Source organism: Pseudomonas sp. RGB, assembly GCF_007713445.1.
Taxonomy (GTDB): domain Bacteria; phylum Pseudomonadota; class Gammaproteobacteria; order Pseudomonadales; family Pseudomonadaceae; genus Aquipseudomonas.
Window position 1 is genome coordinate 82,517 of record NZ_VMSH01000006.1, and the last position, 13,822, is coordinate 96,338.

General features: G+C 60.1%; 11 protein-coding genes. 6 read left to right on the forward strand and 5 right to left on the reverse strand.

Annotated features, from left to right (window positions below; genetic code table 11):
* Nucleotides 1–16 precede the first annotated feature (16 nt).
* Nucleotides 17–505: a TIGR00645 family protein gene (locus FPT15_RS14610; RefSeq protein WP_106579278.1), complete on the reverse strand. Its 489-nt coding sequence runs from the start codon at nt 503–505 to the stop codon at nt 17–19.
* Between the two features lie 165 nt (nt 506–670).
* Here FPT15_RS14610 and FPT15_RS14615 point away from each other — a divergent pair, with 165 nt between their 5' ends.
* On the forward strand, nt 671–2,491 hold the full coding sequence (locus tag FPT15_RS14615) for a hypothetical protein (protein ID WP_145162196.1): 1,821 nt from the start codon (nt 671–673) through the stop codon (nt 2,489–2,491).
* Between the two features lie 4 nt (nt 2,492–2,495).
* Here the strand turns inward: FPT15_RS14615 and FPT15_RS14620 are convergent, their stop codons facing one another.
* Together FPT15_RS14620 and FPT15_RS14625 are read right to left on the reverse strand one after the other, a co-directional pair.
* The gene (locus FPT15_RS14620; protein WP_145162200.1) at nt 2,496–2,825 is read right to left on the reverse strand and encodes a hypothetical protein; all 330 of its coding nucleotides are present in this window, start codon (nt 2,823–2,825) and stop codon (nt 2,496–2,498) included.
* A 334-nt stretch (nt 2,826–3,159) separates the two neighbouring features.
* Nucleotides 3,160–5,598, reverse strand: a complete 2,439-nt coding sequence (locus FPT15_RS14625; RefSeq protein ID WP_145162203.1) for a Lon protease family protein — start codon at nt 5,596–5,598, stop codon at nt 3,160–3,162.
* 280 nt (nt 5,599–5,878) lie between these two features.
* On the opposite strand from FPT15_RS14625, the gene FPT15_RS14630 reads away from it, so the two are divergent.
* From FPT15_RS14630 to FPT15_RS14650, 5 genes are all read left to right on the forward strand, one after another.
* The gene (locus FPT15_RS14630; protein WP_083356699.1) at nt 5,879–6,367 is read left to right on the forward strand and encodes a DUF3015 domain-containing protein; all 489 of its coding nucleotides are present in this window, start codon (nt 5,879–5,881) and stop codon (nt 6,365–6,367) included.
* A gap of 90 nt (nt 6,368–6,457) precedes the next feature.
* Complete coding sequence (locus FPT15_RS14635; protein ID WP_145162205.1) at nt 6,458–8,311, forward strand: DUF4105 domain-containing protein; 1,854 nt, start codon at nt 6,458–6,460, stop codon at nt 8,309–8,311.
* Between the two features lie 441 nt (nt 8,312–8,752).
* Entirely contained in the window at nt 8,753–9,058 is a 306-nt protein-coding gene (locus tag FPT15_RS14640; protein WP_145162207.1) for a chorismate mutase, read from the forward strand.
* A gap of 378 nt (nt 9,059–9,436) precedes the next feature.
* A complete protein-coding gene (locus FPT15_RS14645; RefSeq protein WP_145162209.1) occupies nt 9,437–9,793 on the forward strand; it encodes a hypothetical protein in 357 nt (118 codons plus the stop codon).
* A gap of 70 nt (nt 9,794–9,863) precedes the next feature.
* Nucleotides 9,864–10,352, forward strand: coding sequence for a GreA/GreB family elongation factor (locus FPT15_RS14650; RefSeq protein ID WP_145162211.1), 489 nt, complete (start codon nt 9,864–9,866; stop codon nt 10,350–10,352).
* Here the strand turns inward: FPT15_RS14650 and gdhA are convergent.
* Together gdhA and ettA are read right to left on the reverse strand one after the other, a co-directional pair.
* The gene (gene gdhA / locus FPT15_RS14655) at nt 10,349–11,686 is read right to left on the reverse strand and encodes an NADP-specific glutamate dehydrogenase (RefSeq protein WP_145162213.1); all 1,338 of its coding nucleotides are present in this window, start codon (nt 11,684–11,686) and stop codon (nt 10,349–10,351) included. The two genes, FPT15_RS14650 and gdhA, sit on opposite strands and share 4 nt — an antisense overlap.
* 346 nt (nt 11,687–12,032) lie before the next feature.
* Nucleotides 12,033–13,697 (reverse strand): energy-dependent translational throttle protein EttA, encoded by a 1,665-nt coding sequence (gene ettA, locus FPT15_RS14660; RefSeq protein WP_145162215.1) that lies wholly within the window; start codon nt 13,695–13,697, stop codon nt 12,033–12,035.
* Nucleotides 13,698–13,822: the final 125 nt, after the last annotated feature.

Consider the following 13,822-nt stretch of genomic DNA (forward strand, 5'->3'; position numbering starts at 1 on the left):
GGCTGGCGCGGGGGTATCAGTGCTTGGTGAGCTTGTCCAGGTAACCCATGGCGAACGCCGAGATCACAAAGGTCATGTGGATGATCACGTACCACATCAAATGCTGCGGATCGACGTTCTTGGCGTCCATGAAGATGCGCAGCAGGTGAATGGACGAGATCGCCACGATAGACGCCGCCACTTTCATCTTCAGCGATGAAGAGTCCATGGTGCCCAGCCAGTTGAGCTTTTCCTTGCTCTCATCGATATCCAGCTGCGAGACGAAGTTCTCGTAGCCGGAAATCATCACCATCACCAGCAAGCCGCCGACCAGGGCCATGTCGATCAACGACAGCAGCACCAGGATCAGGTCGGACTCGGCCATCGAGAACACGCTCGGCAGCAGGTGAATCACTTCCTGGAAGAACTTCAGCGCCAGCGCCAGCAACCCCAGGGACAAGCCGAAATAAATCGGCGCCAGCAGCCATCGCGAGGCGTACATGGCATTTTCGATAAAGCGTTCCATTGAATCTCACACAGCCTGGCTAAGAATGGCCGCGAGTATACCAGCCGCTACCAAACACCTGTAACCGCGAGAAAACTGACCTGAGCGGCATCTGTAAGAGAATTTTTCTGCTAGTGTCGAGCCCATCAAATCGGCTCGATGCTGACGAACAGGAAGACTCGAATAATGGATGTGCGATCCCCTTTGGCCAGTTTCGGCCTGTGTGCGGTGTTGCTGATGGCTGGCGGCTGCTCGCCCAAAGAAGAGCAGAAGCAGGCCACCCTCGAAGAGAAAACCGCGAAGTTCGAACAATCGCTGGACAGCATTCAAGACCCCAAGCTCAGAGACGCCATCGCCGACCTTGGTGGCTCGCTGCTGTTGCTGGAACGGGCGCGAGTCAAGCTCGCCAACAAGCCCATCGAAGCCGAATACGGCGAAGACACCCTGGCCCTGCTCAAGCACTACCCCACGCCCCAGGCACTGGTGGACACCTACATCAATGGCCTGTTCGTGCTGCGCAAAGCCTCGCATTCCGACTACCTGACCGATTTGCAGCCGGTGTTCCCCTTCAACTTCAACACCCCGGACCAATTCCCTTTCCCCCACGGCCTTGAATGGCAGTCGGTGACGTTGAGCAACAACAAGGTCATTCCCTTTCAGCCCGAATGGTCGGAAACCGACCCGGGTATCCAGCTCAGCCCGAGCAGTTCCAACCTGACCAACCCCGACGACCTGACGGTGACTTACCCGTTCATCGAGGGCGTAGAGACCGAGAACAAGAGCCAGCCGCAGCCCGTCAGCCTCAAGGGCGCGGTCGAGGTGGTGGCGCCGGGCAAAGTGCTGACCTTCGATTTGTCGAAAAAAGACGTCGGCCACAAACGCACCGAGGGCAACATCACCCTCAACCTGCTGCTGCTTGAGAAAAACTACGCCGAGATCGAGCTGACCAACAGCGAGCCACTGGCGCCGGAAGTCGGCGACGAATCGCCAAACCCATTGCTGGTGCAGGCGCGCGACAGCACCGGGCAATTTCTCACCCGCTCAGGCTCGATCAACGAAAACGCCGCGCAAGTGGCGTTTTACGAGAAACAACTGGCCGAGATGCAAAAACAGCAAGCCTGGTCGGATGCCTTTGAAAAACAACTGACGGACGAGCAAAAAGCCTTCGAGCACAAACAAAGCAGCCACTACGCCAAGGTGTATTTCAATGGCCTGATCGACAACCTGCAGGTCGACGTCCTGGATTTTTCCAAGGCCACCGTCACCCGCAAGGACCTCGACCTGCCGGTGCTGCGTTTTGACAAGAACAGCCTGCAAAAGACCGTGCAAGCCTTGCCGATGCCGGTCACCGTGTATGACGACAGCGCTGCCAGCTGGCTCAAAGACGCGGCAATGACGGAGGACCAACTGAAAAACAGCGTGACGATCAGCCAATCAACCGAAGACGCCAGCGCTGCGAAGATCGTCTTTGACCACCCGTTCACCTTCAATGACGACCTGGTCGGTGCCGATCGCAACAACAGCGACGCGCCCATCACCTTCTTTGCGGCGGACGACAAAGGTGAACGCGGCGAGCCCATCGAACTGCCGGCCGAGGCCTTCGAACTGAACGCCGCCACCGGCACGCTCACCTACGATCTCAACCTGTTCCCGGAAACCCCGGCGTTTGCGGTGGGCTCGATTCCGCTGTTTCTTGCCACCATAGAGAAAGCCACGATTGACGTTGCCAAGCTGCCCAAGGGCCTGTCGCTCAAGGACAACGCATTGATCGTCGATCAAAAGGAATTTCCCGCCGACAGCTGGCGCTTCTACGCCAAGGATGCGAGCGGCAACTACCTGAAGGAAATTCTCGGCGTCAGCCACCGTGCCGAGGAATACGGCACAGCGTTGTTTGACGTGCACTATTTCTACGGCCAGCCGACCAGCCTGGAAAGCTACCAGCGCACCGACCTCGACACCGTGCAATACGGCTTTGAGGTCAAACTGGACAAGCCCGACAGCAAATAAACGCTCAGTGGCGAGTATCGCTGAGCGTCTGGGCTCGCCCGCCATTGAGCTGTCGCAGATGTGCCTGCAGGTGCAGGCACCAGATCTGTGGGTCGTCCGCCAGCTCGTAGCCGTGCAGCGTCAAGCTTTCGACGATCGATCCCAGAATGGTTTCTGCCACGAAGGGCCCATGAAACGGGCCTTGAGACTTGATGGTGGAAGGCTGTTCGCCGGTCATTCCGGCAGCAAACAACAGCGTCCACATCCCGTTATCCCCGGCGAGAGGGCGAATGGAGCATTCGATACGGGTGACCAGGCCCAGGCATTGGCGGGTAAGGCAAAGGTTGCGCGGCATGGCGGCGACCCTCGGTAGATCGGTGTTCAACCTCGCGCAGGGCAAGGCTGTCTCTGTCCAGCGACTCCTGTGGATATCCCTTGAAGTGAGAATAGAAGAAAACCAGTACAAACCAAGCTTGTAGGGACCAACGGGCGTTGGCCCTACACGCGAGTCAAAATTGTGGCGAACGCGCTCGTCGTGGCAGCGGGCCTGTTGTGGCGAGCGGGCTTGCCCCGCGTCGGGCTGCGAAGCAGCCCCAATCAGCCCACTGCAATCTGTCAGGCAGATTGGACTGGCTGGTTTGGGGCGGCTTCGCCACCCAACGCGGGGCAAGCCCGCTCGCTACGCACCATCAGGTGGGCTTGGCTTCCGCCAACGCCTGCTGTGCCAGCTCCTTTTCCGCTTCCTTCAAGTCGTCTTCGCTGATCATCTCGGCAATCGCGCGCAAACGCTCTACCACGCGCGCATTCACGGTGCCTTCAGGGAATTGGCCCTCCTCGTCCGGCTCACCGGCGGGCTCACCGACCAACAAGCTCAGCGCCTCGTCCGCCTGACGCACGGCATAGATATGGAACTGCCCGGCGCGCACGGCCTGCAGCACCTTCTCGTCAAGCATCAGCGTGGCGACGTTGGCCTGCGGGATGATCGCGCCCTGCTCACCGGTCAGCCCGCGTGCTTCGCAGAGGCGGAAGAAGCCTTCGATTTTCTCGTTGACCCCGCCCACCGCCTGCACTTCACCAAACTGGTTGATCGAGCCGGTGATGGCAAAGCACTGCTTGAGCGGCGTCTTCGACAGCGCCGAAATCAAGGTGCACGCCTCGCCCAACGAAGCACTGTCGCCATCCACATAACCGTAGGACTGCTCCAGCGCGATACTCGCCGAGATCGCCAGCGGGAATTCCTGGGCATAACGGCTGCCCAGGTAACCGGTGAGAATCATCACGCCCTTGGAGTGAATCGGCTGGCCGAGGTTAACCTCGCGCTCGATGTCGACGATGCCGCTGCCGCCCGGGTACACCGTGGCGGAAATCCGCGCCGGCACGCCGAACGCCGAATCGCCGACCTCCAGCACCGTCAGCCCGTTGCACTTGCCGACCGCCGCACCGGCGGTGTCGATCAGGATCACCCCGGCAAGCATGTCGTCGAGAATCCGTGCCGACACACGGCCAGTACGTGTGGCTTTGGCCTTGAGCGCGCGTTCGATATGCCCCGCGTCGGTCATCTCGTCGCCCGCCAGGTGGCGAATGAAATCCGCCTCACTGACCAGCTGGAACAAGTCGCCAATGCGCGCCGACAACCGCCCCTGATGTTCGGCCAGGCGGGCGCTGTAAGTCGCCAGCCGCGCCACCGCGTCCGACGTCAACGGCGCCATGCCTTCTTCCGAGGTGCGGGTTTTAAGCAACTGGGCAAACTGTTCCAGGCTTTCGTCGACCATCGGGATGTCTTCGTCGAAATCCACCAGGACGCGGAACATCTCCTGGAAGTCCGGATCGGCGTCCTGCAGCGCGTAGTACAGCTGGCGCGAACCGATGATGATGACCTTGACCTGCAACGGAATCATCTGCGGGTTGAGGGTTACCGTGGCCAGACGGCCCAGCTCGCCCAGCGGCGATTCCATCTTCAGCTTGCGCGACTGCAGGGAGCGCTTGAGCGCGTCCCATACAAACGGCTCGCCGAGCATTTTTTCGGCTTCCAGAATCAGGAAACCGCCATTGGCACGGTGCAACGCACCGGGGCGCAACTGGCGATACGTGGTGTAGAGCGCGCCTTGGTCGGTGCTGTACTCGATACGGCCAAACAGGTTGTCGTAAGTCGGGTGCGGCTCAAACACCACCGGCGCGCCGCCGTTGACCGGGTGGCCCACCACCAGGCTGGGGCAGTATTGCTCTTCGAGCAGCTTGCGGGCCTGAGCGTCGGTCTTGGCATCATCCACCAGTTGCTCGACCACGGTTTTGAGCAGGTACACCTGCATGGCTTGCAAGTAGCCGCACACCGCTGCGTTTTCTGCGTACTTTTCCGACAGCGGCGCCAGCAAAGGCTGCAGGGCCAGGGTGATGGTTTCTTCGTTGAATTGGCGCAGTTGGTTGTTGGACTCACGTTTCCACTGCGGCAGGCTGGCCAACTCTTCGTTAAGGCGCTCTTCCAGCTCGGAAATATCAGTGTGGAAGCGCTCACGATCAGCTTCCGGCAGCTGCGAAAACTCGGCCTCGTCCAGCGCCTTGCCATCAAGCATCGGCGTGAACGCGATGTTGGTGCTGTCGCGGTACAGCGCCACGTCCTTTTCCAGGGCCAGACGCTCGATCACGTCCAGGGCCTTGTCGTAGCGCTGGTTGAAGGCGCGGTCGATGGCGCTTTTGCGCTGTTGATAAGTCGGGTGTTCGAACACCGCCGGGAAGGTGGCGACCAGGTTGTCGACCAGAGCGTTGATATCGGCGATGAACGCTGCTGCGCCGCCGCCCGGCAATTCCAGGGCGCGTGGCTCACGCGGCTCATCAAAATTATTGACGTAGACCCAGTCCGACGGGGTCTGCAGGCGTTTGCCTTCGGCTTTCAGGTAGCGTTTGACGAACGAAAAGCGGCCGGTACCAGGCTCGCCCATGACAAACACGTTGTAACCGGGGCGTGGCATCGCCACACCGAACTGCAACGCTTCAACTGCGCGTTCCTGGCCAAGCACACCGCGAAAGGGCTCCAAATCATTGGTGGTCGAGAAGCTGAACTGTTCAGCGGAGAAAGGGCGAGTCAGCGCTTCAGGCGCTAGACGCAAGCTGGCAGCAACAGGATCAGGCATCGGGCTTCCTTACATCAGGCGGGGCAGATGACGGCATTCTGGCTCTCGGTTGCGCGCTCTGGCAAGGCGCGCCTGTGGGAAAGCGTAGACACGGGAGGCGTCCTACAAAAAAATCGCGACAACCGTGCGCGATCACTTCGATTGTTTTATAAAAAATAACGGAACCCCAGGAACGTGCCTAAACTCCAAACTGCGCGGGTTGGACTAATAACTGGCCCCTAGGGCGCTGCAACGCGCCTGAACCCTTGTCCATTGGTTTGCACACAAAGAGAACAAAGCTATGAAACGGATCCTTCTTGGTACTCTCTTCACCGTCGTCTCCCTCAATGCAATGGCAGAAGCACCAGGTGGCCCGAACTGCGGTTGGGGCAACATGTTGTTTGAAGGCCAGCGCGGTACTCCAGCTCACTTCCTCGCTTCCACCACCAACGGCACCTCGGGTAACGCCACTTTCGGCATGACCTCGGGCACCAACGGTTGCAGCACCAACAGCGCCCTGACCTACGGCGGCAAGTCCTGGATTGCCATGAATGGCATGATGAACGAGCTGTCCGAAGACATGGCCAAAGGCAACGGCGAAGCGCTGACCACCTACGCGGTGGTACTGGGCGTTGCACCGGAAGATCGCGATCACTTCGCGGCCGTGACCCACGAGCACTTCCAGCAGATCTTCAGCAAAGCTGACGTGACCGCCGATGACGTGCACAACAACACCTTGGCTGTACTGAAAAGCGATGCCCGCCTGGCAAAATACGCTACCCAGGCTTAAGCTCGACCCGCCCGCGCCTTTCGAGGCGCGGGTTTTATTTTGGACCCGCCTCCCCTTTGGGTCTCACTATTTCCGACTTAAGTTGCCCCTATGCTCAAACGCTTTGCCTGGTTGGCACTCTTCGCCTGCGCCCCGCTGTATGCGGCCCCGCATATTGATGATCAACGTTTGCAGCAATTGGCCAACGATCCGTTCTGGCTGTCTCTGGGCCATTACGAAGCCGGCAAGCTCAAGGGCTGGCGCAGCTATGTCAGCGACAAAAAATTCTTCCTCGCCCCTGATGGCGCCCACCACCCGGACGAGGAACTCAAGGCGACCGTAGAGGCGCTGTACGCCCCGGCCAGCCTCGGCGAAAAACACGCCCAATGTGTTTACCCCGCACGTACGCGCTGGCTCAAGGAACAGTTGCAGCTGACCGACTTGCCCACCCTGGAGTGCAAAGAATTCACTCAGTGGTTCAAGGACGTCGCGCCCCACAGCGCGGTGATGATCTTCCCGGCGGCCTACCTCAACAGCCCGTCGTCGATGTTCGGCCACACGTTGCTGCGCATCGACCAGGCTGACGTGCAAAGAGACAAGACCGCCCTGCTCAGCTACGCGATCAATTTCGGTGCCTACATCGAAGGCTCCGACAACAGCATTCTCTACGCCTGGAAAGGCCTGATGGGCGGCTATCCGGGCCTGTTTGCGTTGGTGCCCTACCAGGAAAAACTCTCGGAGTACCGTAGCCTCGAGAACCGCGACCTGTGGGAATACCGCCTGAACCTCACCCAGGTCGAGACCGAACGCATGGTCCGGCACGTGTGGGAGCTCAAGCAGATCCAGTTCGACTACTTCTTTTTCGACGAAAACTGCTCCTACCGCCTGCTGGAGCTGCTGCAAGTGGCGCGCCCAAGCCTGCGCCTGACCGAACAATTCCCGCTGACGGCGATCCCCACCGACACCGTCAAGGCGGTGAAAGAGGCTGGCCTGGTGGAGAAGATCGACTATCGCCCGTCCCGTGAACGCGAACTGCTCGAACGTGCCAAGCCGCTGGACAGTGATGAGCAGCAATGGGTACTGAACATCAGCGACGACCAGAAGCAACTGCAGGAGCCCGCCTTCAAGGCGCTGCCCCGCGACCGCCAGGCGCTGATCATCGACGCCGCCTATCGCCTGGGTCGCTACCGCGCCAATGGTCTTGAGCGCGACACCGAACGCTCGCAACGCAGCTTCGAACTGCTGCGCGCGATCAACCAGAACCCGGCGCCAGACCTGAACATCGAACGCCCCGGCCTGCCGGAAGACGGCCATGAGTCGCGCACCTGGCAGGCCGGCATCGGCACCCGTGGCAGCAAGACCTTCGGCGAATACGGCCTGCGCATGGCCTACCACGACCTCAACGACAACGCCGAAGGCTTCCCGTTGGGCGCGCAGATTGAAATCCTGCAGATGAAACTGCGCCAGTACGAAGGCAACCACTGGCAACTGCAGCAACTGGACCTGGCCACCATCCGCTCCCTGACCCCGCGCAACGCCCTGTTGCAGCCGTGGTCATGGCAAGTGACTGGCGGCCTGGAGCGCGTGCCAGGCAAACACGACGACGAAACCCTCGTGGCCCACGTCAACGGCGGCGCCGGCGGCACCTGGCAACTCACCGACGACATGCTCGGCTTCGCCCTCGGCACCGTGCGCGTGGAACACAACAACGACTTCAGCGAAGCCATCTCCCCGGCTGCCGGATTCAACACCGGCGTGCTGTGGAAAAACCCGCTGGGCAATTTGAGCCTGGAAGCCAAAGGGGATTTCTTCACCAATGGCGAAGTGCGGCGCAGTGTCAGCTTGAACCAGCAGTGGGAATTGTCGCGCAACCTGGGCCTGCGCCTGAGCGCCCAGCGCGAGTACAGCCACCTGTCCACGCCAGTGAATGAAGTGCTGCTCGAAGTGAAGTGGTATCACTACTGACCTGTGAGACCGGGCGAAGACCCACTGTGGGAGCGAGCTTGCCCGCGAAAGCGGTGTATCAGTAACAACAATACTGACTGCCCGACCGCCTTCGCAGGCAAGCCAGCTCCCACACTGGCTTTGTGCCAGACCTGAACCCCTTGCCCGCCGCAGCTCAAATGTGGGAGCGGGCTTGCCCGCGAAAGCGGTGTATCAGTAACAACCAGACTGACTACCCCACCGCCATCGCAGGCAAGCCAGCTCCCACACTGGTTTTGTGCCTGGCCTGAACCCCTTGCCCGCCGCAGTTCAAATGTGGGAGCGGGCTTGCCCGCGATGGCGCTCGGTCAGGCGATGATGTATTGAATGAACCACCGCATTCGCGAGCAAGCCCGCTCCCACATTTGGCCCGCGTGCATTCAGGCACACCACGTTGCCCACCCCATCAGGAGTTTCATCAACATGGCCGTTAACTGCACCACCCTCGAAGAAGTCCGCGCAAACATCGACCGCCTCGACCAACACATCGTCACCCTGCTGGCCGAGCGCGGCCATTACGTCTCCCAGGCAGCGCGCTTCAAAAAAGACGCCGATGGCGTCAAGGCGCCGCAGCGGGTTGAACAGGTAATCGCCAAGGTGCGGGGTTTATCCGAGGCGGTGGGTGCCAACCCCGAGGTCACTGAGCAGGTGTATCGCGCGATGATTGCGGCGTTTATCCAGCAAGAATTGGCCGAGCATGCCGCGCTGACGACCAACCAGGCGACATAACCCCCTCTGTGGCGAGCGGGCTTGCCCCGCGTTGGGCTGCGCAGCAGCCCCAAGTCTGTCGTCGGGGAGTATCAGATACTCCGCGTTCCTGTTTATTAGGGCGGCTGCGCAGCCCAACGCAGGACAAGCCGCTCGCCACATAGGCCGGTTCAGCACCTGTGGCGGTGTCAGGCTTTAGGTGGCGGGTGTTATCGCTTGGGTCAGGTCGTCCACGACGGCTTGCCCATCTCGCACAGCTAATGCGCGGTCCAGGCATATTGTTCGCCGCGTCGTAATGGCCCTTTAACCCAACACCTTTCTCACTTCTCTTTCACACCGGCCCGACAAATCCCTGACTAGACTCACCCTATCAGCCGTGAAACGGTCAGGGAGTACGCCATGTGGCGGTCTGCTGTAATGCTGTGCGCAGTAGTGTGGTTGTCAGGTTGCCAATCAACCCACCAGGATTTGCTGGCCAAAGGTTATCCACCGGCCTTTGCCGATGGCTTTGATGACGGTTGCAGCAGCGGTCGCCAGGCCGCCGGTGTGATCAGCGGGGAGTTTCGCAAGAACGTGCCGCGGTATCTGAAAGACCGCCAGTACGCCGAAGGCTGGGAAGACGGCTTTCGCCAGTGCAAGGCCATGCGCGAGAACGAAGCGTTGCGCGACTACAAGGACAACCACTGGGATGACCGCGAACGGGACTGGCAGCAGGAAAAAGACCGTGACGCCGCCAAGGCTTATCGCGCGCAGTAGGTCGCTTTCAGACATCCATCGAAACTAAAGCGCGGCGAACATGGCCCAAACTCCATTGAAGGAGATTGTCATGAGCCGAGCTTTTGTTAACGAAGACAACGCTGCCGCCCAGGCCGACCAACCGGTAGAGCGCCAGGTCAGTGAGCAACCCAACCACCTCACCGCGCAAGGGTTGGCGCAATTGCAGGCCAAGGTCGCGCAGTTGCAGCACGAATACAGCCTCGAGTCTGCCAAGGACGATAAACAGCGCCAGGCGGATCTTGAGCGGGACCTGCGCTACTTCAATCAGCGGGTACAAAGCGCCCAAGTGGTGGCACCGGCGACGTCCACCCACAGGGTGCAGATCGGCAGCTGGGTCACCTTTGCCAACGAACAGGACGAACACCAGCGCATTCAGTTGGTGGGTGAAGACCAGGCCGACGCCGCCGCCAATCTGATCAACTGGGGTTCGCCTCTGGGCCGCGCATTATTGGGCGCCGAGGTGGGCGACGAGGTGCTGTGGAAGCGCCCCGTCGGTGATCAAGTGATCGAAGTGCTGCGCGTCGAGCCCGAGGTTTAGACGATGCCTTGGGCCAGCATCGCGTCAGCGACTTTTACGAAGCCTGCGATATTTGCCCCTTTCACGTAGTTGACCCGGCCGTTTTCTTCGCCGTAGTGCACGCAGGCGTGGTGGATCGACTGCATGATGTTGTGCAACTTGCTGTCGACCTCGCCTGCGGTCCACAGCAGGCGCATGGCGTTCTGCGACATTTCCAGGCCGCTGACGGCCACTCCGCCGGCATTGGAGGCTTTGCCCGGGGCGAACAGAATGCCGGCTTCGATAAAGATATCCACAGCCGCAAGCGTGGTCGGCATGTTGGCACCTTCTGCGACGCACAGGCAGCCGTTGCGCAATAGGGTGCGCGCCGCGTCGGCGTCGAGTTCGTTTTGGGTCGCGCATGGCAGGGCAATGTCGCAGGCCAATTCCCAGGGCGTTTTACCGGCGCGAAATTCCAGGCCGTAACGGGAAGCCAACTCGCTGATGCGCCCGCGCTGCACGTTTTTCAGCTCCAGCAGGGCCGACCATTGCGCCTCGGTCAACCCGCTTTCGGCGTACAGGGTGCCTTCGGAGTCAGACAAGGAAATCACTTTGCCGCCCAGGTCCATAACCTTGCGCGCCGCGTACTGCGCGACGTTGCCAGAACCAGAGATCGCCACGCGCTTGCCTTCAACCCGCTGACCGTCGCGCTTGAGCATTGCTTCGGCGAAATACACGCAGCCAAAGCCGGTGGCCTCGGGGCGGATCAGGCTGCCGCCGTACGTCATGCCTTTGCCGGTCAGCACCGAGGTGAACTGGTTGCTGAGGCGTTTGTACTGGCCAAACAGGAAGCCGATTTCGCGCGCGCCCACGCCGATATCGCCGGCCGGCACATCCACGTCGGCGCCGATGTGGCGGTACAGCTCGCTCATGAACGCCTGGCAGAAACGCATCACTTCGGCGTCGCTCTTGCCCTTGGGGTCAAAGTCCGAACCGCCTTTGCCGCCGCCCATGGGCAGCGAGGTCAGGGAGTTTTTGAACGTCTGCTCGAAGGCGAGGAATTTCAGTACGCCCAGGTTCACCGACGGGTGAAAGCGCAAGCCGCCTTTGTAGGGGCCGATGGCGCTGTTCATCTGGATACGAAAGCCGCGATTGACCTGGACCTTGCCGTGATCATCCACCCACGACACCCGGAAGGTGATCGCACGTTCCGGCTCGCAGATGCGCTCCAGAATGCCCGAGGTCAGGTAGTGGGGGTTGGCTTCAAGAAACGGCCACAAGCTGCGCAGGACTTCTTCCACGGCCTGGTGGAATTCTGGCTGGTCGGGGTCGCGTTTTTTAAGGCGGGCAAGAAAGGATTCAACGGATTCGATCATGAAAAAGTCTCGGCAAATTGATTGTTTTTAAAGGAGATTGAGCCGGACCTTAGCAATTCATGTTGCACCTGAAAAGCGCAAAATGTCGCCTTTGTGAATTTAAATGGTGCATTGGATATAAATAACTGGGATTTTTTGCACCAGAAAAGGGATTTCAAATCAGAGGATGCACCAGCAGTTAAACCGCTATCGCAGGCAAGCCAGCTCCCACCTTTGACCGCATTTCAAATTGGAAACCCGATCAAATGTGGGAGCTGGCTTGCCTGCGATAAATCCACCTCGGGCACCTGAATCACACGCAAAAAAAACGGAGCCCGAAGGCTCCGTTTTTTGCAACCAACCCAAATCAGGCCAGTTTTTTGTGGCGCACACGGTGCGGCTGGGCAGCAGCTTCGCCCAAGCGCTTTTTACGGTCCGCTTCGTACTCGGTGTAGTTACCTTCGAAGAACACCGCTTGGGAGTCGTCTTCGTACGCCAGGATGTGGGTCGCGACGCGGTCAAGGAACCACCGATCGTGAGAGATCACAATGGCGGCGCCCGGGAAGTCCAGCAGGGCTTCTTCCAGGGAACGCAGGGTTTCAACGTCGAGGTCGTTTGACGGTTCGTCGAGCAGCAACACGTTGCCGCCTTCTTTCAAGGTCAGGGCCAGGTGCAAGCGGCCGCGCTCACCACCGGACAGGTCCTTGACGAACTTCTGCTGGTCGCCGCCCTTGAAGTTGAAACGGCCGACGTAGGTGCGCGACGGGATTTCATAGTTGCCGATGCGGATCTGGTCGGAACCGTCGGAGATTTGCTGGAACACCGTCTTGCTGCCATCCAGGTCTTCGCGGCTCTGGTCGACGCAGGCCAGTTGCACGGTTTCGCCGACTTCGATGGTGCCCGAATCCGGGGTTTCCTTGCCCATCAGCATGCGGAACAGGGTGGATTTACCCGCACCGTTACCGCCGATAACGCCGACGATCGCGCCTTTTGGCATGGAGAACGACAGGTTGTCGATCAACACGCGGTCGCCATAGCCTTTGGTGACGTTCTTGAACTCGATGACCTTGTCACCCAGGCGCGGGCCGGCCGGGATGTAGATCTCGTTGGTTTCGCTGCGCTTCTGGAATTCCTGCGACTGCATTTCTTCGAAACGTTGCAGACGAGCCTTGGATTTGGACTGGCGGGCCTTGGCGCCTTTGCGCACCCACTCCAGTTCTTCCTTCATGGCTTTTTCGTGGGCCGATTGCTGCTTGGATTCGGCGGCCAGACGGTCGGACTTGGCTTCCAGCCAACCGGAGTAGTTGCCCTCGTAAGGGATACCGGCGCCACGGTCGAGTTCCAGAATCCAGCCGGCGACGTTGTCCAGGAAGTACCGGTCGTGCGTGATCGCAACCACGGTGCCCGGGAAATCGTGAAGGAAGTGTTCCAGCCAGGCGACGGAATCGGCGTCCAAGTGGTTGGTCGGTTCGTCGAGCAGCAGCATGTCGGGAGCCGACAGCAGCAGGCGGCACAGGGCCACGCGACGCTTTTCACCACCAGAGAGGAATTCAACCTTGGCGTCCCACGCCGGCAGGCGCAGCGCATCGGCGGCGACTTCCAGCTGGCGCTCCAGGTTGTGACCGTCGCCGGCCTGCAGGATGGCTTCGAGCTTGGCCTGTTCGGCGGCCAGTTTGTCGAAGTCGGCGTCTTCTTCGGCGTAGGCGGCGTAGACCTCGTCCAGGCGCGCCTGGGCGTTCTTGATCACGGCCACGGCCTCTTCGACCACTTCACGCACGGTCTTGGTCGGGTCCAGGATCGGCTCTTGCGGCAGGTAGCCGATGTTCAGCTCGGGCATCGGGCGGGCTTCGCCTTCGAACTCGGTGTCGACGCCGGCCATGATTTTCAGCAGCGTGGACTTACCCGAACCGTTGAGGCCGAGCACGCCGATCTTGGCGCCTGGGAAGAAGGACAGCGAAATGTTTTTCAGGATTTCCCGCTTCGGCGGAACAACTTTTCCCAGCCGATGCATGGTGAAGACGTATTGAGCCATGGTGAACCTAGCGTCAGTGACTGATGAATTGAGCGGGCGAAGCCCGTGCAGGCCATGCGCCGCGCGGGCCGTTGACGGTGGTCAATGCCTTCGTGCGCAAAAAGCCTGAATGTCTGGGGCTGGAA

Excerpts from the sequence above, each read along its gene's own strand:
- FPT15_RS14610 (WP_106579278.1), bottom strand. The coding sequence starts at position 505 with ATGGAACGCTTTATCGAAAATGCCATGTACGCCTCGCGATGGCTGCTG.
- FPT15_RS14615 (WP_145162196.1), top strand. The coding sequence starts at position 671 with ATGGATGTGCGATCCCCTTTGGCCAGTTTCGGCCTGTGTGCGGTGTTG.
- FPT15_RS14620 (WP_145162200.1), bottom strand. The coding sequence starts at position 2,825 with ATGCCGCGCAACCTTTGCCTTACCCGCCAATGCCTGGGCCTGGTCACC.
- FPT15_RS14625 (WP_145162203.1), bottom strand. The coding sequence starts at position 5,598 with ATGCCTGATCCTGTTGCTGCCAGCTTGCGTCTAGCGCCTGAAGCGCTG.
- FPT15_RS14630 (WP_083356699.1), top strand. The coding sequence starts at position 5,879 with ATGAAACGGATCCTTCTTGGTACTCTCTTCACCGTCGTCTCCCTCAAT.
- FPT15_RS14635 (WP_145162205.1), top strand. The coding sequence starts at position 6,458 with ATGCTCAAACGCTTTGCCTGGTTGGCACTCTTCGCCTGCGCCCCGCTG.
- FPT15_RS14640 (WP_145162207.1), top strand. The coding sequence starts at position 8,753 with ATGGCCGTTAACTGCACCACCCTCGAAGAAGTCCGCGCAAACATCGAC.
- FPT15_RS14645 (WP_145162209.1), top strand. The coding sequence starts at position 9,437 with ATGTGGCGGTCTGCTGTAATGCTGTGCGCAGTAGTGTGGTTGTCAGGT.
- FPT15_RS14650 (WP_145162211.1), top strand. The coding sequence starts at position 9,864 with ATGAGCCGAGCTTTTGTTAACGAAGACAACGCTGCCGCCCAGGCCGAC.
- gdhA (WP_145162213.1), bottom strand. The coding sequence starts at position 11,686 with ATGATCGAATCCGTTGAATCCTTTCTTGCCCGCCTTAAAAAACGCGAC.
- ettA (WP_145162215.1), bottom strand. The coding sequence starts at position 13,697 with ATGGCTCAATACGTCTTCACCATGCATCGGCTGGGAAAAGTTGTTCCG.